This window comes from Bacteroidales bacterium (assembly GCA_013314715.1).
Taxonomy (GTDB): Bacteria; Bacteroidota; Bacteroidia; order Bacteroidales; family GWA2-32-17; genus Ch61.
In genome coordinates, this window is sequence record JABUFC010000009.1 from 18,740 (window position 1) to 41,094 (window position 22,355).

The 22,355-nt window shown below is 35.1% G+C and carries 20 protein-coding genes; 10 read left to right on the plus strand and 10 right to left on the minus strand.

The annotated features are described in order from the left end of the window. Positions 1–5: 5 nt before the first annotated feature. Genes HPY79_03350 through HPY79_03385 form a run of 8 tightly spaced genes read right to left on the minus strand, consistent with a single transcriptional unit; the run spans position 6 to position 6,439 of the window. Positions 6–908: an NADH-quinone oxidoreductase subunit H gene (locus tag HPY79_03350; GenBank protein NSW44849.1), complete on the minus strand. Its 903-nt coding sequence runs from the start codon at positions 906–908 to the stop codon at positions 6–8. Beyond that, positions 905–4,039: an NADH-quinone oxidoreductase subunit F gene (locus tag HPY79_03355; GenBank protein NSW44850.1), complete on the minus strand. Its 3,135-nt coding sequence runs from the start codon at positions 4,037–4,039 to the stop codon at positions 905–907. Before HPY79_03355 ends, HPY79_03350 begins: the two co-directional genes overlap by 4 nt. Beyond that, on the minus strand, positions 4,033–4,404 hold the full coding sequence (locus HPY79_03360; GenBank protein NSW44851.1) for a cation:proton antiporter subunit C: 372 nt from the start codon (positions 4,402–4,404) through the stop codon (positions 4,033–4,035). Before HPY79_03360 ends, HPY79_03355 begins: the two co-directional genes overlap by 7 nt. After that, a complete protein-coding gene (locus HPY79_03365; GenBank protein NSW44852.1) occupies positions 4,404–5,099 on the minus strand; it encodes a sodium:proton antiporter in 696 nt (231 codons plus the stop codon). The genes HPY79_03360 and HPY79_03365 overlap by 1 nt, the downstream gene beginning before the upstream one ends. Next, positions 5,092–5,340, minus strand: coding sequence for a DUF4040 domain-containing protein (locus HPY79_03370; protein ID NSW44853.1), 249 nt, complete (start codon positions 5,338–5,340; stop codon positions 5,092–5,094). The genes HPY79_03365 and HPY79_03370 overlap by 8 nt, the downstream gene beginning before the upstream one ends. 2 nt (positions 5,341–5,342) lie before the next feature. Then, positions 5,343–5,678 carry a Na+/H+ antiporter subunit G gene (locus HPY79_03375; protein ID NSW44854.1) on the minus strand — a complete coding sequence of 112 codons (336 nt, stop codon included), beginning with the start codon at positions 5,676–5,678 and terminating at the stop codon, positions 5,343–5,345. 10 nt (positions 5,679–5,688) lie between these two features. After that, on the minus strand, positions 5,689–5,949 hold the full coding sequence (locus HPY79_03380; GenBank protein NSW44855.1) for a cation:proton antiporter: 261 nt from the start codon (positions 5,947–5,949) through the stop codon (positions 5,689–5,691). Beyond that, entirely contained in the window at positions 5,942–6,439 is a 498-nt protein-coding gene (locus tag HPY79_03385) for a Na+/H+ antiporter subunit E (GenBank protein ID NSW44856.1), read from the minus strand. The genes HPY79_03380 and HPY79_03385 overlap by 8 nt, the downstream gene beginning before the upstream one ends. A gap of 324 nt (positions 6,440–6,763) precedes the next feature. Between HPY79_03385 and HPY79_03390 the strand changes: the two genes are divergently transcribed. From HPY79_03390 to maf, 5 genes are all read left to right on the plus strand, one after another. Beyond that, positions 6,764–7,456, plus strand: a complete 693-nt coding sequence (locus HPY79_03390; GenBank protein NSW44857.1) for a Crp/Fnr family transcriptional regulator — start codon at positions 6,764–6,766, stop codon at positions 7,454–7,456. A gap of 2 nt (positions 7,457–7,458) precedes the next feature. Beyond that, positions 7,459–8,238, plus strand: coding sequence for a DUF2520 domain-containing protein (locus HPY79_03395; GenBank protein ID NSW44858.1), 780 nt, complete (start codon positions 7,459–7,461; stop codon positions 8,236–8,238). Continuing rightward, positions 8,235–8,750, plus strand: coding sequence for an HAD hydrolase family protein (locus tag HPY79_03400; protein ID NSW44859.1), 516 nt, complete (start codon positions 8,235–8,237; stop codon positions 8,748–8,750). Before HPY79_03395 ends, HPY79_03400 begins: the two co-directional genes overlap by 4 nt. 149 nt (positions 8,751–8,899) lie before the next feature. Continuing rightward, entirely contained in the window at positions 8,900–9,847 is a 948-nt protein-coding gene (locus HPY79_03405; protein NSW44860.1) for a geranylgeranylglycerol-phosphate geranylgeranyltransferase, read from the plus strand. Between the two features lie 2 nt (positions 9,848–9,849). After that, the gene (gene maf / locus HPY79_03410; protein NSW44861.1) at positions 9,850–10,443 is read left to right on the plus strand and encodes a septum formation protein Maf; all 594 of its coding nucleotides are present in this window, start codon (positions 9,850–9,852) and stop codon (positions 10,441–10,443) included. Between the two features lie 58 nt (positions 10,444–10,501). Here maf and HPY79_03415 read toward each other — a convergent pair whose 3' ends face one another. Continuing rightward, positions 10,502–11,260: an FkbM family methyltransferase gene (locus HPY79_03415; GenBank protein ID NSW44862.1), complete on the minus strand. Its 759-nt coding sequence runs from the start codon at positions 11,258–11,260 to the stop codon at positions 10,502–10,504. Between the two features lie 325 nt (positions 11,261–11,585). Between HPY79_03415 and HPY79_03420 the strand changes: the two genes are divergently transcribed. Both HPY79_03420 and HPY79_03425 read left to right on the plus strand, forming a co-directional pair. Then, complete coding sequence (locus HPY79_03420) at positions 11,586–12,833, plus strand: peptidase C1 (GenBank protein ID NSW44863.1); 1,248 nt, start codon at positions 11,586–11,588, stop codon at positions 12,831–12,833. Between the two features lie 3 nt (positions 12,834–12,836). Further along, entirely contained in the window at positions 12,837–14,924 is a 2,088-nt protein-coding gene (locus tag HPY79_03425) for a C10 family peptidase (GenBank protein ID NSW44864.1), read from the plus strand. A gap of 615 nt (positions 14,925–15,539) precedes the next feature. Here HPY79_03425 and HPY79_03430 read toward each other — a convergent pair. Further along, positions 15,540–16,781 (minus strand): cation:proton antiporter, encoded by a 1,242-nt coding sequence (locus HPY79_03430; GenBank protein NSW44865.1) that lies wholly within the window; start codon positions 16,779–16,781, stop codon positions 15,540–15,542. Between the two features lie 495 nt (positions 16,782–17,276). Between HPY79_03430 and HPY79_03435 the strand changes: the two genes are divergently transcribed. The 3 genes from HPY79_03435 (at position 17,277) to asnB (ending at position 22,332) form a co-directional block, all read left to right on the plus strand. After that, the gene (locus tag HPY79_03435; protein NSW44866.1) at positions 17,277–17,912 is read left to right on the plus strand and encodes a peroxiredoxin; all 636 of its coding nucleotides are present in this window, start codon (positions 17,277–17,279) and stop codon (positions 17,910–17,912) included. A gap of 116 nt (positions 17,913–18,028) precedes the next feature. Next, the gene (locus HPY79_03440) at positions 18,029–20,476 is read left to right on the plus strand and encodes a tetratricopeptide repeat protein (GenBank protein NSW44867.1); all 2,448 of its coding nucleotides are present in this window, start codon (positions 18,029–18,031) and stop codon (positions 20,474–20,476) included. A gap of 2 nt (positions 20,477–20,478) precedes the next feature. After that, positions 20,479–22,332, plus strand: coding sequence for an asparagine synthase (glutamine-hydrolyzing) (gene asnB / locus HPY79_03445; GenBank protein ID NSW44868.1), 1,854 nt, complete (start codon positions 20,479–20,481; stop codon positions 22,330–22,332). The last annotated feature ends 23 nt before the right edge of the window (positions 22,333–22,355 follow it).

Here is a 22,355-nt window from a genome sequence, read left to right on the forward strand (position 1 = left end):
TTGATTTAAATAAATAATAAACCAAGAACGCCTAATAATAAAGGTAATTTTAAAAACCAGGGCACACTTTGATCAATTCTAAAACGTGGGAATACTTGTCCTACAAAAACAGGCCACATATAAACCAGAAAACCTTTAATAATTAGTTCAGGCCAGCTTGTAGCACCTCCAAAAAACAAGTTTACCATTAAAATAGATTCACTGACATACAGTATTGCTCTATTAGTTTGTAAAACACCTAAATAGGTTCCATGATATTCGGTTGGAGGTCCAATAGGAATTTCTTGCGGAGCCATAACAACATTAAAAGGAGAAGCTCCCATCATACCTAAAAATGCTAACATAGCTGCAGCAGTTGCAAATGGATTGGTAAATACATTCCAATGCAAAAAACCGCCTTGCTGTGCTTCAACAATTCCGGTAACGGAAAAAGTATGATGTTGTGCAGCAATGGCTAAAACAGCTAAGGTAAAAGGCACTTCTATTGTAGTAAACTGCGATAATCCACGGCTAATACCTATAAAAGAATAAGGATGACCACCTTCACTAGCACCTAAAGCCATTCCTAACATTCCAAAAAACATAAAATACAAAATAAGAATCACATCGCCGGCGAACGAATAATTGCTAAAAGGTGAATTAAAAACTAATGGCATAAATAAAAATATTCCTAAACCACCAGCTAAACGAAAAACAGGACCTAAATAATACATAACACCATGAGAAATTTGGCTTCTCATACTGTAATTTTTTACTAAATCGATATAAGGCTGATATACTTTCATTCCTATACGTTTAGCGACACGGGCAGTTATTCGTCTAACTATGCCATATTGTAAAAGTCCCCAATTAATTACAATAAACAAACCTAATAAGGTATAAAGCAATTTTGTCCAATCGAATGTCATAGAATATTTCCTCCAAATAAGCTTAAATAAACAATAAGAGCATATACTAATAAATGAATGGCATAAACTTGGCCATCGCCATTGTACCATGAACGTACTTTATCGGCAATAGCTTCGCATAAATTCGATAAACCATTCCAAAATTTTGTAGCCAATGGATGAACCATAAAACCTAACGCCTTGTTATAGCCTGCAAACATATTATATGAAACATGGGTAGTTTCGGGTCTAAAAGGACGTTCGGCCGCAAATACAATATTAAATTGCTTAACTTTCTGAGCTTTACGACTATTAACATATAACCACAAGAATAAAATTGCAAACATTATAACTACAACAGACATAATGGCAAATGCATTCCAATAACCAAAAGTTGTAAATGCCAAATTACCATCCCACTGTAAGCCTTCGCCTATAACTTTATCAGGAATAACTTGTGATAAAGGTTGCAATAATAAGTTAGGTTGAACCGATAATATCATTAAGACCACCAACAACACAACTTGAGGAATGATAAACCCCATGGGTGCTTCTTTTACTTTACGCAAATTATCTTTTATTTGTCCAAGAAAGACAGAGGCTATAAGTTTGTATAAATATAAGAAAGCAACTATTCCTGAGAAAAATACCAACAAACCTTGTAAATACCATCCTTTCATCACAACAGCATTATAAAACATCCATTTCCCTGCAAATCCTGCTAATGGAGGCATACCTGCAGCAACAATAATACCTATTAGAACAGCTATAAACGATATTGGCATGGTTTTTATCAAGCCTCCCATTTGATACATCAAATGCGTTTTAGTTCTATAAGCAACTCCGGCTGCCGATAAAAACAACAAAGTTTTATACAAGAAATGAAGAACGGTATAATACAGAGCTATTAAAATACCCAACTTAGTATTGATTGACAATGCAAAAATAATATAACCCATAGCTGCCATACTCGAATACGCTATAAGTCGTTTCATATCTTCTTCGTATATAGCAAGCATATTACCGGCGACTGCCGTTAATGCACCCATCCAACCTAACCAATAATATAGATTTATATGTCCAATGTTTATTCTCCCAAAAGCAAATACAGTAAGAATTAACCCTAAAACTCCAGCATTTATTAAAACACCCGATATTAAAGGAGTGGCATCGTCTTCGGCTTCGGCATAAGCATCGGGAATCCAAATATGCAAACCAATAGCAGCAGCTTTAGTTAGAAAACCAAAGATAAGCAATACAAAAGTGATGCTAACGTGTGTAAAATGTCCGCTGATAGCAGCGAAGTAAGTTCCATCTGCAAAAGCTGTAATTAGTGCAAAAGCTGCTAAAAGTAAATAAGCACCGCCTGCGGAAAACATTAAATATCTAAACGCAGGAATTTCAGCATTTTTGCCTCTTAGTATCAAAATAAATGAACCTAATGCCATTAACTCCCAACCCATAAAGAAAATCAAATTAGTTTGAGCCGATACCAGCATAAAAAGTCCAAATATGGTCATTGCAGCAAAAGGATAAAAGCCCAAACGTCTGCCTTTAAAACTATAACCGGGGATAAGTGTTAATAAACCACCTATCAAGAAAATTGCTGCAAACATCATTTTTAACCAATCATCGGCAATTAAAGGATATACTTTCCATGCATAAATAGCAATCGATGCAATTGTTATAGAATTTTTAACAAAAATTGGCATCACATCTATAACAAACAAAGCAGCAATAACAATGAGAGGTAAGACAACTAAAAGAAAATCGAAATGCAGATAATAAATAAACAGAGCAGAAACAAACAAGAAACTTGCACCTAATAACAAAATAGTAAAGCGTTTATTCCATGTACAATGAAATGATTCGGGAGTTGTTTCATCTTGACGAAATACAGTATTAAACCAACGTAGCAAATAAACCAATTCGAAAATGCTTCCCAATAAAATTAATGCTATCCACCACCATCCACCTGAAGCTGCTAATTGCATAATTAAATCCCATTTTGCAAAAAATGCAGGAAATGGAGGAAAGCCAGCTAAAGCAAAAACAAAAACACCAAATAATAAAAACATAATAGGTTTAGAACGAAGCAATGTCCAATCTTTAAAGTTATCGGAGCCAATCACTCCTCCAATCCAAAATAAGCCTGCTTTTGCAAAATAATTCGTTAATAATAACCCAAGAACAATGAACATAAATTTATCGCCAAGATATTCGCTTATAGATACAACGGTTAAAAGTAAGCCAGCTTGTGCAACAGATGAATATCCCAACATTCGACGAACTTGAGTCTGGCGAATACCAACAAAGTTAGAACCGATAAAAGTTACAACTCCCAACAATCCTATAATAGTATGCCAAGGAGTTGGCATAATCGGCATCACTTTATAAATTACAAAAATAATAGCAGGTGCCGAAATAGCCGAAAACATGGCTCCAACAGCATGATTAGCCGAATCGTACATGTCTAAAGCCCAACCGTTAGCCAAGAAGGGTTTTGATTCTAAAACAAGTGCTATCAAAATTAAGAACAAAGCAATAAATCCACCTTTTATCATTTGGATATTGCCCATAAAATCAATATTCAATGTGCCTCCAAAAGTATAAGCAAACACAATTCCCAAAAGCAACAATCCTGAAATAATCGATGAAGCTATCATATATTTAAAACCTGCCGAAGTAGATTTTAATGTTTGTGTGTAAATAACCATTGCCGATGTTGCAATAGAAGTAATTTCGAGGAACACAAATAAATTAAAAATATCTCTGGTCATCACAGCTACATTCAAGCCTAACAAAAATATCAGGAATATGGAATGTGCATATTTTCCGGCTGCTTTCAATGAATCCCACAAATAAATAGCCGACATTAAACCAAAGAAGTTAATCATAAAAGTCAGAAATGCTTCATTCATGGTCATTCTAAGGTTAATAGCAAAAGGTGGCTTAAACCCTGCTGTAAACACATCGATTCCTTGAAGGCTTCCGTTGTAGAGCCCATACAACCATGACCCTGAAATAGCTGCCATAGCGGCAACTGCCAATAGCATAAATCCTCTGCTAATGTTTAGCATTTTAGAGGTGCCTAAGCCAATAAGAAAAGCTGCACCCAATGCAATCGCTACAATAAAAATTGGATTTACCATCTTGCGTCTTTATATTCGTTAATATTCAGTGTATTTTTATATTTGTACATTTTATAGGCATAGGTCAGCATAACAGCTGTAACACCAACACCAATCACAATTGAAGTAAGAACCAATGCTTGAGGTATGGGGTCAACAAATTTTGACGACAAATTTTCGGTGCCTGTAGTAGCATCGATAATTGGAGCTACACGATTATTCATATACGAAAGGGCTACTAAAAACAAATTAAGTCCGCTATCGAACACATCGAAAGCAATAATGATTCGTAAAATATTTTTCGTAGTCAATGCTCCATAAAGCCCAATCAGCATAAGCAAAAAAGCCGTAACAATGCTGATATTTTGTAAAGTTAACAGTTCCATTATTCTTCGTTTTGAATTTCGTTTAAATGATGCAATACATTCGAAAGCTCGGCGCCTACTTTTAATCCAATAAAAGAATATATAATAGGTATAACGCCAGCACTAAAAAGATGCCCTAAAGTACCCAGACCCATAAAACGGTTATCGAGGAAGCCCAAACCTAAAATCAAACCAAATAATCCGGCAGCTACATATCCAAAACCCGAAATACTTTCAATCGTATTTAACAAACTTTGAGGTGCATGCCCTTCGGGATTAGCCATTAGCCACAAAAGGAATCCAGTTGCAATGACTGAACCTCCTTGAAAACCGCCACCTGGTGTTAAGTGCCCATTGATGAAAATATACACACCAAATAACAATATAAGAGGGAAAAGCAGTTTTTGTGCAGTAACTAAAATAAGCGAAGCAGGACGAGCATTACGCGATTTTTCTTTTCCCATTGATTTTAAAAACATAGCTATTAAACTTGCAGCTACAAATAAAATAGTAACTTCGCCCAATGTATCGAAACCACGGTAGGTTACCACAATAGCAGTTACCACATTGGCAGCTCCAATTTCGCGAGCTGTATTATCAACATAATAAGTTGATAAATCGTTCAACGTAGTGCGTTCGGAATAATGACGCAGATACGACCAAAGCAAAACGGCAAATCCTGCCACTAATGCTATGACAAATAATTTCTTAAACATCGGAACTCCTCATTTTATTTAAAACATAGAAAAATATAATGGTTGTTAAACCGCTTCCAATAGCAGCTTCGGTCATGGCCACATCGGGCGATGCTAATAATAAATAAACAATTGAAGCTAAAAGGCTCACAACTCCCGAAACAAGTACGGCTGTTTTAATTTTTTTTACCACTAATACAGCTATTGCCATGGTAACTATGATTATTGCAAGTATTAATGCAAAAACAATGGTAATATTCATGCTTATACCTCCTTATTATTTTTTTCATCGTCGGCTAAAACGTCTGAAACAGTTTTATCGGTTAGTTTAATTCCGATAAAATGTGCAGCTCTTGCCAATGTATGCGACGACACGGGATTTGTAATCATAACAAACATAATCAATATAAAAACCTTACCCAACCACGATGGAGCTATAATTCCCAGTCCGAGTAGGGTTAGCATTGTTCCTAATGTACTTGCCTTAGTACCTGTTTGCATTCGGTTATATGAATCGGGCATACGTACAATCCCCAAGGAGCCAAGAAAAACAAAAATAGCTCCAAGCAGTGTTACCAGACTTCCAATAATATCTACTATATTTTCCATATTAAAGCCCTTTCTCTATATAGCGAGCTATAACCAGCACGCCGGTGAAACTTAAAAGACCATAAACCAAAGCAACATCCATGTATATGATGCGATTGCTAAAAAAGGCAATCAACGCAATCAACCCAATAGACGAAACCGTCATAACATCGAAAGCTAAAACACGATCGACCATATGCGGACCCTTTAAAAATCGCCAAAGCGATAAAAGCATACCTATTAGTATTAAGCCGCCTGCTGTGTATAAAATTGTATTAACCATACATTACCTCCAAATATTTTTCGAATGATGAAACAATGTTTTTAGTAGCTTCTTCTATATCCGTACTGGTAACATCAATCCAATGGATATATAAAGTATCGTCTTTTATATCGACCGTTATAGTACCCGGAGTGAGGGTAATAGAATTGGCAAGCATCATTTTGCCAATCGGTGTTTTGAGTTTGGTTTTAACCTTTACAATACCCGGATTAATGGGCAACGAAGGTTTAATAACTCTAAATGCCACATCCAAATTAGATTTTATTAAAGCCCATCCAAAAACAAAAACATATGCAAAAGCATAAAGAAAACCTTTCGGGCTTAAATTTACATATTGCATTACATCGCATTTACGGCAAAATACAAATGAAATAAATGTTGCTATGACAAAACCCGAAATTAAAATATCCCTATCCAGCGAACCATTCAGCAAAAGCCACGTCAAAAAAGATAAGACAAAAGTTAAAAAAATGTTTTTATAATTCATCATATACTATAATTTATTGTTCGTTTTAAGCATAAAAAAAACATCCCTATGCATTGCGTAAATCGAGCATTTTAGAATGTTTAGAGTTCTCATAAAACAATTATATTTTGTTGTTTCAAAAGTACATTACTTTTTAGGTCATTTTTTTTATTGGTACTTAAAAATGAAAAATAAAAATATATATCGACATTAAAATAACAATAATCCTAAGTTTATTTTTTTATAGATATAAATATATTTATCTGAATAACTGATAATTATAAATAGCCTATAGATATCATACTTTTTAATAAAATTCACTATTTTTACATTCTCTAAAAAGAAACTATGGACGTAAACGAAAAGAGTTGTGCCATTTGTGGTGCCAAGTCGGTATGTTTCAAGCAACTTTCACTGCTTGAACTAGAACTTGCCGATGCTCACAGAGTAGAATTAAAATATAAAAAAGGTGAACATATTGCGAAACAAGGTTCATTTGTAACCCATGTACTTTATTTACAAAAAGGACTTATTAAAATATACATAGAAACGGAACAAGAAAACGACATTATTTTAAACATATTTAGAGGTGGCGATTATATTGGCTTACCCAATTTATTTACCAATGCTCCCCTTCAATACAGTGTAGCAGCTATTGAAGACAGCATTATTTGTGCTATCGATAAAACGGTCATTGAAAATCTTGTTCTTCAAAACGGGCAATTTGCAAAGACCATTATTCAAACCCTTAATAATTGTACACTTTTTCATTATCGCCGTCTTATCTCAGCCTCACAAAAACAACTCAACGGGCGTATGGCCGATGCTCTTTTACATCTTGCCAATCAAGTGTACCATAGTGATACCTTTACACTTTCTATGACCCGAAAAGAACTGGCTGAGCTTGCCGGCATGAGCGTTATGAGTGTTGTAAGAACGCTTAAAGATTTTGCTCAAAACAAAATCATTGCCGAAGAAAGCAATAACATCTTTAAAATACTCGACAAAGCTAAGCTCGAGAGTTACAGTAAATACGGCTAATCATGTTTACACTCGACACACCTATTTATATTATTGGTTCAGGTAATATTGCTTGGAACTTGACTAAAGCATTCACAAATGCCCAAATCAGCATTCGTGGAATATGGAGCCGAAACCATCAAGCTGCTCTCGAGATATCCCAAACATTCAACATTCCTATTATAGAAGAAAATCATCTTAGCCAATTAGACGGAATTTTTATTCTTGCAGTTTCTGATGCAGCAATAGAACCGGTAGCAAAAAAAATAAATCGTCAGGCTGGCATCATTCATACTTCGGGAAGCACCACCATCGATATATTAAACCAAACGCACCATCATGCAGGTGTTTTTTATCCGTTACAGACTTTTAGCAAACATAGGGATGTCGCCTTTAATCAGATTCCAATCCTAATCGAATATTCCAATGATGACATAAAAAACATTTTGGAAAACTGGACAACGAAACTGCAAACACAAAGTTATTTTTGCACCTCAGCCGACAGAATAAAATATCACATTGCAGCTGTCTTTGCCTGCAATTTTGTAAACCATATGATAGCACAGGCAGAATATTGGCTCGAAATTCATCAGCTAAGGTTCGATTTATTAAAACCGCTCATTACAGAAACCATACAAAAAGCTATGGAGCAAGGATCTCGCCAATCGCAAACAGGACCTGCTATTCGCAACGACCAAATTACCATTGAAAAACATTTAAAAACACTCGAACATTACGATGAACTAAAAAATTTATATAGCTTTGTAACTCAAAGTATCATGTCAAATTTAAAAAAAGAATGAATTTTAAAGAGAAACTTATAAACGTAAAAGCCTTTGTTTTTGATGTTGATGGCGTTTTTTCGGGCAATATTTTTTTATCATCTAATGGCAAACAATGGCGTTCGATGAACATAAAAGATGGCTATGCTGTTCAGTTAGCCATAAAAAAAGGATTTCCCATTGCTATCATTACAGGAGGCATGTGCGATGGTATTCGTCTCCGTTTCGAAGGGTTAGGAGTAAAAAATATTTACATGGGTTCAAGTAAAAAAACAGAAGCGTTTACGCATTTTATCAACTCTTATCAGCTCGATCCCCAAAGCATTATGTACATGGGCGATGATATTCCCGACTACGAAGTTATGAGGCAAGTAGGCATTCCGGTATGTCCTGCCGATGCAGCAGTAGAAATAAAAACTATTTCCAACTATATATCGCACATCAAAGGCGGAGAGGGTTGCGTTCGCGATGTTATCGAACAAGTGCTCCGTGCACAAGGCAAGTGGTTTGATAACGAATCGTTCCATTGGTAAAAAAATAATTTGGAAATGTGGAAATTTGAAAATATTATAATAATCATCCTGTTAATAATATTCAGTACCAACTTTTCAAGATTTTTTTATCTTATCTTCAAATCTTTATTTTTCAAATTTTGTACTTTCAACTTTATAAACTTTTTTGTATGAAAATATCAGATATTCTTAAGCTTATCCGTTATAAAAATCTTTTGATTATTGCACTTACAATGTATGCCATTCGCTATGGTATTATTTATCCCTTTTTACATAGTATAGCCTACGAAATTCAATTAGACGAACTACATTTCATATTACTTGTTATTGCCACAGTTTCCATTGCTGCTGCCGGTTATGCCATCAACGATTATTTCGACATCCGTTCCGATATTACCAATCATCCCGATAGTGTAATTGTAGGGACTAAAATACCTCGTCGCACTGCCCTCACCATCAATAATTTATTTAACTTTATCGGCGTTGCTTTAGGATTTTATGTTGCCTACCATATTCATTTAACCAAATTAGGCTTTATTTTCCTTGTAGTTTCGGGTTTACTATGGTTTTACTCCTCGTATTTTAAGAAAATGCTGTTGTGGGGAAACATTATTGTTGCTGCTTTTGCTGCATTAGTCCCTCTCATGCCCGTCTTATTCGAAATTCCTCTTTGGAACGACCTTATCGGTCCTAAAAGACCACCCGTTGAAGCCAAAACCATCAGTGTTATTTTCTTTTTTGCTTTGGGTTATGCCTATTTTGCCTTTTTATTAACGCTTATCCGCGAAATAATCAAAGATATGGAAGATGTTCAAGGCGATATGGAACTTAATCGCAATACTATACCTTTAACTTTTGGCATTCCCAAATCGAAACTTTTTGTATATGCTTTATCGATGATTACGATTTTAAGTATTGTTTTTATTTATATTATTTTTCTTAAAGACATATATTCCATCACTTATTTTACGCTAACCATTATTTTTCCTCTTATTTATTTAATGTATAAATTATCGAAAGCCCAAGCTCAAAAAGAGTTTTTCAAAATTAGCCAACAACTTAAGTGGGTAATGTTTGCTGGAATTTTATTTGTCTCATTTCTTTGGTTGCTTTTGTAATGTTGCTCGAAAAATTAAACGACTACAAATTATTATTAGGTTCACAATCACCACGCCGCCGTCAATTAATGGAGGGAGCCGGATTTAAGTTTCAATTACTTGAACCTCTTGAGGTGGACGAAATTTATCCTCCCCATTTAAAAGCACAAGAAATAGCTATTTTTTTGGCAGAATTAAAAGCTAACGCTTATCAAAATTATATAACAGACGATAAAACTATTTTAATCACTGCCGATACCATTGTTTGGCTTAATGAAAAAGTTTTAGGTAAGCCTATAACCCGCAACGATGCTATACAAATGCTAAATGCTCTTTCAGATAACGAACATATTGTTTACACAGGTGTTTGCATTAAAATGAAAGAAAAAAATAAAAGTTTCTTTGCTGAAACAAAAGTAAAATTTCGTGCTTTAAGTCAACAAGAAATAGAGTATTACGTTGATCAATATAAGCCATACGATAAAGCAGGTAGCTACGGAGCTCAAGAATGGATTGGCTACATTGCAATAAAAGAGATACAAGGTTCGTACTTTAATGTTATGGGATTACCTATTCAAATGCTCTACACAGAATTAGAAAAGTTGCTTACCGTCTAAAAAACCTTAAGGTTTCTTATTATTCAAAAAGCAAATAGCTGATTTAATTTTTAAAACATTAAAAAGTTTTCGGACGATTTTCATGATGCACAAAATACACATCGTTAGAATATTGCAAAGCCTCGCTATCGGACAATGGTTTTAACTGGTCATTATCTAAAGCATAAACTAAATATCCCAATGATTTCATTAAATTCAGTGTTGCCTTCTTTTGCTCACCACCCAATTCACACTGAATAACAGGCTTGTGTTTCTTGAAAGTTTCTTGCATATTCGAAAAAACATAATATTCAAACCCTTCGACATCGCACTTAACAAAATCCAATTTTTGAATATCGCTAAACAGTTTATCAGGGACTTTCATTTCCACTTCAAACGTTTTAGCTATCGTTTGTCCTTCGTTTTTATCAAGCACATGGGTCATTCCGTGATGAATTACCCCACCTACAACCGGTAAACCCATTTGTATTTTCTTTTCTTCGCTTCCAAGTGCATAAGGAAATAAAACGTAATGATTACGGCAATTTGATGGAATATTTTTCATCAACACCACCCTAAAATCGGGTATAGGTTCAACGGCATAAACTCTTCCCTCAACACCAGCATATTTGCATAAAAAATGTGAATAATAGCCTACATTAGCGCCTATATCCAAACAAGTATCACCCCTTTTTACTATTTTTTTTAGAAAAAACAATTCAGGGTACTTGCTTTTTAACATCCCCCATCGAATCATACAAATATAAACCTTGCTTATAAGCCTTAAATAACCTCGAAGACCGAGTATTGAATAAATAATCTTTCTTATTGTTTTCATTCCTTTATTTCTTCAAAATCAACATATTCTCCATCATCTTGCTTAACTATTCTCTTATTTTTAAAATGCACATTTATACTATCATTTCTATCTTCATAATATCTTTCATTAGATGTAAATACCTTGCCCACCGTCCGTTTAACTTTCCACATAATTCTCCGAACAATAACAAGAGCAATGAGTAAAATAGTTACTACAACTATAAATAGAATCAATATAAGATTAAAAATAAACATAACTCAATTTTAGTACAAAGGTAGTGATTTAGCGTTTAAAAGATATTTTTTCTATCAAAAAAAAGCTTTACCTTGCGAAAAAAAAATATATGAAAAAAGTATCGTTAATTTTTTCAAGTTTAGTAACCATAGCTGTTTTATCAACAGCACAAGTTCAACCCGATAAAGCTATTTTTAAAGAATCAAAACCGGGTTTTTATCAGAATGTTATAATGAAAGACATTCAACAAGTAAACGAGCAACTTGCTCCGCCCCAAACATATAAACGTTTTAAAGCCGATATGACCGGCAAAGATTTACCCAATAAAGTAGATTTGTACAAACAACAATGGCATAATGCTCCCATTTCGCAAGGGAATGCAGGAACATGTTGGGCTTTTTCGACTGTTTCTTATTTCGAATCAGAAGTCTATCGTCTTACACAACAAAAAGTTAAATTAAGCGAAATTTACATTGCATATTGGGAATATGTAGAAAAAGTTAAAGAATTTGTTCGCACCCGTGGCAAATCGATTGTAGAAGAAGGCAGCGAAGCCAATGCTGTAACTCGAATGATTAAAAAATATGGCATTGTACCTTGGGAACAATACAATGGACTTATCCATGGTAGAAAATACCACACACACGAACAAATGAAAAGCGAAATGGATAATTATTTAAAATGGGTCAAAGAAGCTAATGCATGGAACGAAGAAGCTGTTGTAGCTACCGTAAAATCTATCATGAATTATCATATTGGCGAACCTCCAACTCAAGTAAATTGGAACGGTAAAACCATGACACCTCAACAATTTGCTAGCGATATCTTAAAAATCAATCCCGATAATTATGTTGACATTCTTTCGTATATGCAAGAACCTTTCTATCAAAAAGTATTATACGATGTACCCGACAACTGGTGGAAAAGTACCGAATATTACAATGTTCCTTTAGATGAATTCATGAAAGCCTTAAATAAAGCCGTAGAAAATGGTTATACTGTTGCTATTGGTGGCGATGTAAGCGAACCCGGCTTCGACCCCGAAACACAATGTGCTATTATTCCTACTTTCGATATTCCGTCAAACTTCATAACCGACGAAGCACGACAGTTTCGATTCTCTAATAAGACTACTACCGACGACCATGGGGTTCATTTAGTAGGCTATACCGATTACAAAGGTTCACGCTGGTATCTTATTAAAGATTCTGGTGCTGGCTCACGCAACAATAATCCCACTGCAAAAGAATTTGGCTATTACTTTTTTAGAGAAGATTACGTAAAGCTTAAAATGATGAACTTTACCGTTCATAAAGATGCCGTTAAGGATTTGCTTTCAAAATTTAAAACAAAATAAAAAATGAAGCGATTTTTATTAACAGTTGCATTAAACTTTTTAGTGCAACTGTTTTTATATAGTCAGGTTAGTACCGACACCATTAAAACAGTAGCTTTAAATTTTTTTAAAGCTAAAGCACAAGCATTTCAAAACATTCAAGCAAAAAATGTTGCAATTACAGACATCATTCCCAATGCTTCTCACAAAAGCATTCCCGATTATTACATTTTGAACATGAATCCCAAGGGATTTGTAGTGGTAGCCAACGACTACACTTCGATTCCTATCATCGCTTATGGCTTCGAATCCTCATTTAATCGCGACATGCATAACCCCGCTTTTGATTGGTGGATGAAACACCGAACCAACGAAATTGCATCCAATCGAAATAAAAAACTACCATTTAACAAGCAATGGCAAGAATTTATGACCCAACAGAATATTAAGACAACCAAAGCTGTTGCACCTCTTGTCATTACAAAATGGGATCAAGGCAAATATTACAACAGTGCCTGTCCTGCCGACCCAAATGGTCCCGATGGACATTGCGTAACTGGCTGCGTTGCCACCGCTGTTTCTCAACTTATGTATTACCACCGCTGGCCCTTATCGGGAACAGGATACCATGGGTATTCACACCCTAATTACGGATTTATTGAAGCCAACTTCGATACTTGTCATTACGATTACAACGAAATGACACCTGTACTAACAAATTATAACCATTCTGCATCTTTATTATTATTTACTACTGGTATTAGTTTCGATATGGTATATGGTCCCGATGGCTCCGGCGTTTGGAATCATTCAGTCGCTAATTCTATGAAAACATATTTTAAATATTGTCCCGAAACACGTTATATATTCAGAGATAGTACAACACTCCATTGGGACAGCCTTGTTAGGACAAACCTCGATGCTCGCAAACCTCTTTATTATGCCGGTTGGGAAGATACTACCTACACCATGGGGCATGCTTTCGTATGCGATGGCTATCAAGACAGTGGTTATTATCATTTTAACTGGGGCTGGGGTGGTTATTTAGATGGTTATTTCTATTCCAATCAACTTAATCCGGGCGGTTCAAACTTTAATATAAGTCAAGAGCTTATTGTGGATATTTTTCCCGACACACTTGCCTACAATTACCCTTTATATTGCCAACAAGACACCATAACCTATTCTGCCGGAACAATTACAGCAGGAAATGGCATAAAACCCTATTTGCCCAATAGCAACTGCAGCTGGCTTATCAATCCCGAATGTGGCTCGAGTGTTCAGTTGCAATTCAATACTTTTGACCTTGCTCAAGGCGATACCTTGTTTATATTCGATGGAACTAGCGAACAAAGCAACCTATTGCAATTTTTTACTCAACAACATCAACCTATACTCACATCTGAATCATCGCCAACTACTTTAAAAACAACATCCAATCATGCATTCATAAAATTTACAACCGACAACTTTACAGAAGGTAATGGTTTTAACTTGTCCTTTTCGTCTAAATACTGCGGCATAGATACACTTACAGCTCCTTCGGGGGTATTTTCGGATGGAAGTGGCGATTGCGATTACAACAACAATACCAACTGCCGTTGGATACTTGCGCCACCCAATGCCCAAGCAATTAGTATCCAATTCACCGATTTTCAACTCCCTGCAGGCACTACCAATGATTACATACTTATTTACAAAAACTCCATTTCTTCTTCTAACTTAATATGTAACTTAAATGCAAACAACCCACCCACCAATGCCATATATGTAGATGCAGGTAAAGCCATCGTTCGCTTTATTTCGAATTATTCGGTTACGGATGCTGGATGGACAGCTACCTACGCAGATGTTACCAACATAGTACCACAAAAATATTCTTTGTTAAATATATTTCCCAATCCTGTAAATGAGCAAAGTATAATCACTTCCGATTCTCCCATTCATCAAATCATTGTCTCGGATATAACAGGAAAAATCATTGCCCAACAGCAACTTGCATCAAGTCAACAAATCAATCTGAATTCCCTATGCCCTCATCTTAAAGCCGGCATCTATTTTTGCAAAACCAACCTTGGCACAATTAAGATAATTTGTACGAAAGAATATTAATTCTTTAATCAAGACCTTTACAAAACTCCTTTTTGTTATTGCGAAACTGATGAAATCAGACAAAGCAATCTAAACTGCCCACCATTCACAATCGACAAATGACAAAGAACGTTGAAAAAGATGGCTTCGTCACTCCACTCATCGCAATAAGGAATAACATTATGAGACCTTTGCAAAACTCTTTTTTGTTATTGCCATCCCTTCTCGTCATTGTGAATGAAGGGTTGGCATGGTGTTTTGGTCCCGAGAAATCGGGAGAAGCAATCTTTCCGATGCACGTTTTCATTGTGTTGTGTGTGTGGTGGAGATTGCTTCTTCTTCTCTTTTTTAAGAGAAGAATCGCAAAGACGGTAAGGGGATGCGTTCGCTCGCCATGACGTGAAAGTTACACATTGCTTCTTTTTTATCATTTAGATTGTTCTAATGTAATAGATAAAAAGCAATACAAATAATTAAAATAAATTTGAAATTTTTATCACAATAAACGAGTACGTTTTTTAGTTTTGCAAAGGGTTCGTTATTTTTTATTTTTGAAATGGTCTTTATAAGATATTAAGACTATGCCTATATAAAACTCAGATTCGATCAAATAAATGCTTAATATTGACTTTAAGCTTAGAAATCGCGTTTAATATCTTTTTCATCAGGGACTTGATCATCAAAAACACGCGGCTTCTTGAGTAAATGTGTAGGCATAAAAAATTTATTGGCAATAAGTGTAGGAATAACGGCACTGGCAATAACAGTGCCTACAATTAACGAATATTGTTCCTGACTGATGATATTATGCGATAAGCCAAATAATGCTGATATGGTTCCAAAAGTTAAACCAGTTGACATCAGCAGTGTATAATACCACCGTTCACGTGTAAACTTTTTGAAATTATAATTCCAGCGTTCTTTCTGATGATGCCTGAAAATACGAATTGTAGGATATAAACCAAATATTTTTGAAGTTACTTTTGCAGCAAAGAGTAAAACAAATACAAAAGGAGCAGCAACAAGTGCAGGCAACGACATCAACGCACCGGCTCTTAAAAAGTATAATGGTGTTAAAAAACCTACCGTTAAAGTTCTAAGTCTTCGTACAAAATGCCCATCTTTTTCCATTGTTCTCGCAAGCACCATTCCAATGATATATACCGGTAATACTGGCTCGCTGTCAGACCATAAAGCAAGCACACTCATCGAAAGCAATACAAACAATATCCATTTGGCTCTTATCTCAGCCGTTTTATAGGCAAAATGTTTTATCAAAAAATCGGTAAAAATAGGAAGTATAAAAATCAATAACACCGTAACTACCACAAAAACAAGCGTTCTGTATGTAAAAGGTGCGAAAATAATTCCCAATCCTATAACGGTACCCAAATCGTTTATGAAACAAGCACCTAAAATGCCTTTACCATATTCGGTTTTATTAAAACCATACTCCAGCATAACAGCATAAACTACTGCCATCGAAGTAGTTGATAAGGCTATACCTGTCAACAAACTAGCTCTTATATCCCAGCCTATTAAATAATAAGCGACTAAAAAACTACCCACAAAAGGCGCAAAAAATCCCACTAAGCCCACCACCGAAACTTCTTTAATTTTAGTTTTTATGGTATCGGGATCGAGTTCGGCTCCAGCTAAAAAAGTAAGCATCACGGCACCTAAACCTGTGCAAAACTTTAACCAATCGGCTTGTAATGAAAGATGATCGAAAAAGCCCAACTTATAAGCAAAAAAGCCTATTACCGAACCTACTAAAATCTCCATTAAAGCCATAGAGATTTTTAAGCGATTAGCCATAATGGTAGATAGCACCGCGGCTAAAAACCAAAAAGCAGCAATTAAATAAATACTAATCATAAAAATGCTAATAAATATAAGAAGTAGGAGTTATCAGCACTATTGCAATTAAGGGCGAACTCCATCGCCAAAAGTGGGCACAAAGGTATAAATTATTCTTCTAAATAATGATTACCGTTATAACCAATTTAATTTTAGAAAAACCTCAATTGAAACATATAGTATATTGGCTAAAGATACATTAACCTCTTGTCATTTCCTTTAGTTGCAACATCGGTCAAATTGCTCAACTATTCAAAAATTGTTAATCGATAAAAAAATAATAGTATCTTCTTTAATTGACGCATAGCTATAACAGAATGGATGAACGCTTATTCACAATAATGCACTTTTTACTTCATTACATAAAAAAAAACTAAACAAGCTTCTACTAACATATGTTAATTTTTCTTTAAAACATGGTTGGAAATTTGGTGGAAAAAATAATTTATAGTAATTTAGTACCGATTTAGATTGAATCAATTATTATGTTTAACTAATTAAATATCAAATATTATGTCAGTATTAGTAGGAAAAAAAGCTCCCAGTTTTAAAGCAAAAGCCGTAGTAAACGGTGGCGAAATTGTTAACGATTTTAGCTTAGACCAATTTTTAGGTAAAAAGTATGTTATTTTCTACTTTTATCCCGCCGATTTTACCTTTGTATGTCCAACCGAAATCATTGCTTTTCAGGACAAGCTAAAAGAATTCGAAAGCCGCAACGTAGCTGTTGTAGGTTGTTCAACCGATAGTGAATTTTCGCATTGGAAATGGCTCAATACCGAATTAAAAGACGGTGGTATTAAGGGCGTAACTTATCCATTAGTAGCCGATTCGAGCAAAACCATTGCCGAAAACTATGGCATACTTGCAGGTGAATACGATTACGACGAAAACGGCAAAGCTATTTTCAATGGTGCACCAGTGGCCTATCGTGCCCTTTTCTTCATCGATAAAGAAGGTATTGTTCGCCATCAGGTAGTAAACGACCTTCCATTAGGACGTAGTATCGAAGAAGCACTCCGCATTGTTGATGCTTGGCAATTCTTCGAAGAAAACGGCGAAGTATGCCCTGCCGATTGGCACAAAGGACAAAAAGCATTAAAACCCACATTCGATGGCATTGCTAACTATTTAGCAGAACACAAGTAAAAAACAAATTCATCACTTTTTAAGGTTGGCTTTTAAGTCAACCTTTTTTATTTCATTAAATTTTTATTCTAACTTTACATGCTTTTTTCCGTATAAAAAGCGTTTAATTGAAAAGCATGAAAAAAGTTTACTTTACTGTATTGTGTTTAGTCTTCGTAGCTTTCAAAGCATATTCATTTCAAGATAATAAAAAAATTGATTCTTTATTTAATAAAATAAAAAGCCATAAAATTGACACCAATACAGTCAAAAACTTAATTCAAATAGCCGATGAATACGAAAATGTATCATACGATAGTGCTACCAAATACAATTTATTAGCTATTCGTTACGCCGATGTTATATATTACAGTTCTCATCAATTCGATGCCCAAAAAAGAGCCTTTCAACTTAAGGCAATAGCACTCAAAAATATTGGCATCATTAATACCATTCATTCAGAACTCGATAAGGCTTTAGAATATTATTTTCATTCCTTGCGAACCTATTCTCTTATTGACGACAAAAAAGGCATGGCTGCCATGTTTCGTTATATTGGCATAGCCTACTACTACCAAGGCAATTACGATCTTGCTATCAAATATTACAAGTATTCGATGAATTTTGCCATCGCCACTCGCGATTCAGTCCAACTTTCAAACGTTTACTCCAATATAGGCATCATATACCATCGTCAAGGTGAATATGAAAAAGCCATGGAGTTTTATATCAAACAAATGAAATTGCTCGAAAGTACAAATGACCCCAAAGGATTATCGGCTTGCTATATAAATTTAGGTAACCTCTATAAAGACCAAAAAAATTACAACGAGGCACTTCGTTATTACCATTTAGCACTTCCTATTAAAGAAAAATTAGACGACCAACAAGGAATTGCCAATGTTATAGCAAACATAGGTAGCGTTTATTACAAAAAAAACGATTTAGTTAAAGCCATCACATATTTTTTTAAGGCATTGAGCATTTACGAAACATTAAACGACAAACAAGGTCAATCTACCTGCTATTCCAATTTAGGAGCCATATATTCACAATTGAAAAATTATGAAAGAGCACTTGAATATTATCTAAAATCAGATAAAATTGACCATGAAATAGGCGATAAAATTGGTAATTTATATAACCTTGGAGGTATTGCAAATGCTTATCTTATATTAGCTGATTCTATTAAAAACGATGCTCAAAAAAAATTATATTCACAAAAAGCACTGGAATATGCTAAAAAACTCGAAAAACTCTCAATACTATCTAAGGTAAATGCAGAACGTTTAGAAGCATATATTTATATTTATAGAGCTAACAAATGTTTAAACAATTACAAAATGGCCATCGATTATGCTGATAAAGTAATGAAGCTTGGCGATAGCTTAGTCTCCGAGCACAGTACTCAAGTACTCGCCGAAATGCAAACTAAATACGAAACAGAAAAAAAACAATTACAGATAGAAAAATTAAATAAAGAAAATGAATTAAAACAAATTAAGCTCGAAAAAAGCGAACTACAACAAAAACGACAAAAAATCATCATCTATTTTATTTTAGCCATTTTTTTCACGGTTGTGGTATTTTCATTTTTCCTATCGAAACTATATCTGCAACTCAAAAAATCGCATGCTTTATTAAATCAACAGAAAAAGGAAATTGAACTCAAGAACGAAGAACTGCAAACTGCCAACGAAGAAATTCGCAAGCAAAAAGAAGAAATTGAAACCCAACGCGATATTGTAACAGCTCAAAAAGAAGAAATTGAAATCATTAACAAAAAGTTAACCGACAGCATCGAATATGCCTCGAATATTCAGCAGGCCGTTTTGCCCGAACCATCGTATGCTCTTGAACGTTTGCACGAACTATTTGACTTGTTTATATTCTTCAAACCCAAAGATATTGTTTCAGGCGACTTCTACTGGTTTACCAATATCGATAATATTTATGTTTTTGCTGTTGCCGATTGTACCGGGCACGGAGTTCCCGGCGCTTTTATGAGTATGTTAGGCATTAGTCTTTTAAACGAAATTGTTCGAAAAAGAGAAGTAACTACCGCCTCACAAGTCCTCGAAGAATTACGAAAAGGCATTATTCATGCACTGCATCAAAAGGGCAAACAAGGTGAACAAAAAGACGGCATGGACATCTCATTTATTGCAATAGACAAAGACAAACACGAAATGCAATTTGCCGGAGCTAATAATACTATTTACTTAGTTAGAACGTGTGAAAACGAACAACCAACAACCCATCAACTTATCAAATATTGTGGCGACAAAATGCCAGTTGCTATATACGAGCGAATGCAATCATTTACCAACCATGTCATCGAAATCAAACAAGGCGATATTATTTACCTTAACTCCGACGGTATTAAAGACCAATTTGGCGGACTTCATGGCAAAAAGTTCTTAGCAAAACAATACGAAAACGTTTTACTTGCCCATGCTCACCAAAGCATGAATGAACAGAAAAAATCATTAGAACAAGCTGTTTATCAATGGCAACATTGCGAGTCGAATTGCTACGAACAAACAGACGATATTACAGTAATAGGCATTAAAATTCTATTTTAAACATGTGCGGTATTTGTGGGTATTTTTCTTTCAATCAGCCCTTAGCGATTGATTCCCTAAAAAAAATGACCGATGCACTAAAACATCGTGGACCCGATGCCACAGGGCATTTTTCTGAAAATACCGTAGCACTTGGACATACCCGCCTTAGCATCATCGACCTTTCAGAAAATGCCAATCAACCTATGCTTTCGCACAACCAACGATATGTTATTGCATTTAACGGAGAAGTTTACAACTACAACGAAATAGCACAACAGTTTGGTATTGAACAACACACACATTCCGACACCGAGGTTGTTTTAGAGACCCTTGCTAACCAAGGAATAGAAGCCATTCATAGTTTCAATGGAATGTTTGCCATTGCCCTATACGATAGGCACGAACAAACGCTTACCCTTATCAGAGACAGGATTGGAATAAAACCCTTGTTTTATTTTTGGGATGGGAACCATTTTGCTTTTGCTTCGGAATTGAAGGCATTGCTCACCCTCGATTTTATTAAAAGCAAATTAACGATAAACAAAATAGCACTTACCGACTATTTACATGTTGGTTTTATCCCCGAACCTCATACCATTTATAAAAATATTTATAAATTTCCGGCAGGCTACTTTGGTATTTTAAAAAAAGGAAATTTTACCATTCAAAAATATTGGAATATCAGTGAACAAATAAAAAAACAAAGCATTCAAAATGTAGAGCAAGCAAAAAGCGAACTAAAGGAATTGCTCATTAGTTCTGTACAACAAAGGCTCATTAGCGATGTTCCCTATGGTATATTTTTAAGTGGAGGTATCGATTCGTCGGTAGTGGCAGCCATCGCTCAACAATTAACCGGCAATATCAAAACCTTCTCCATAGGATTTAAAGAAGCAAAATACAATGAAGCTCCCTATGCTAAAGCAGTTGCTGATTATTTACACACTCAGCATACCGAATTTACTGTTACGCACAACGATGCGATTTTGCTGATTCATGATATTATTACCCAATACGATGAACCTTTTGCCGATGCATCGGCCATACCAACCATGCTTGTATCAAAACTTGCTAAAAACGAAGTTTCGATGGTATTGAGCGGCGATGGTGGCGACGAACTCTTTTGGGGCTACGGTGCTTATCACTGGGCAAAAAGGCTCTCCAATCCCATGATTAAAAGCCTACGTTATCCATTAGCAGCTTGCTTAGCATTAGGAAAGAGCCGACAAAAAAGAATCGCAGAAATGCTCCGCTACTCAAACAACGATTTTTTACCAGCACATATTTTATCACAAGAACAATATTTTTTTAGAACACAAGAAATAAGTTCCTTGCTTCGCCTCGATTATCATTCGTCAGCATCGTTTCGCAAGCCTAACATTACCCATCGAGCCTTAAATATTGTTGAACAACAAGCTATGTTTGATTTTTGTTATTACCTTAAAGACGATTTATTGGTAAAAGTTGACAGAGCCTCGATGAAATATGCCTTAGAAGTTCGCGTACCACTGCTTGACTACCGAATAGCCGAATTCGCTTTCAATCTTTCACCGGAACTTAAACACAAAAAGGGTTGCGATAAATATCTGCTCAAACAAGTATTATTCGATTATATTCCCCCTTCCTACTTTGACCGACCCAAATGGGGATTTGCCCTTCCGCTCAATCATTGGCTCAAAAAAGAGCTTAAACCTCTAATAAACGATTACTTGAATCTTGAAAAAATTGAACAACAAGGCATATTAAATCCTCATATTGTAAAACAATTATTAAACAACTATGCTTCGGGGAACGATTATCTTTATGGAAGAGTTTGGAATTTGCTGATACTTCAAATGTGGTTGGAGAAAAACACTAACTTAACCTTGCTCTAAAAGATTTATACCCATCTTGACTA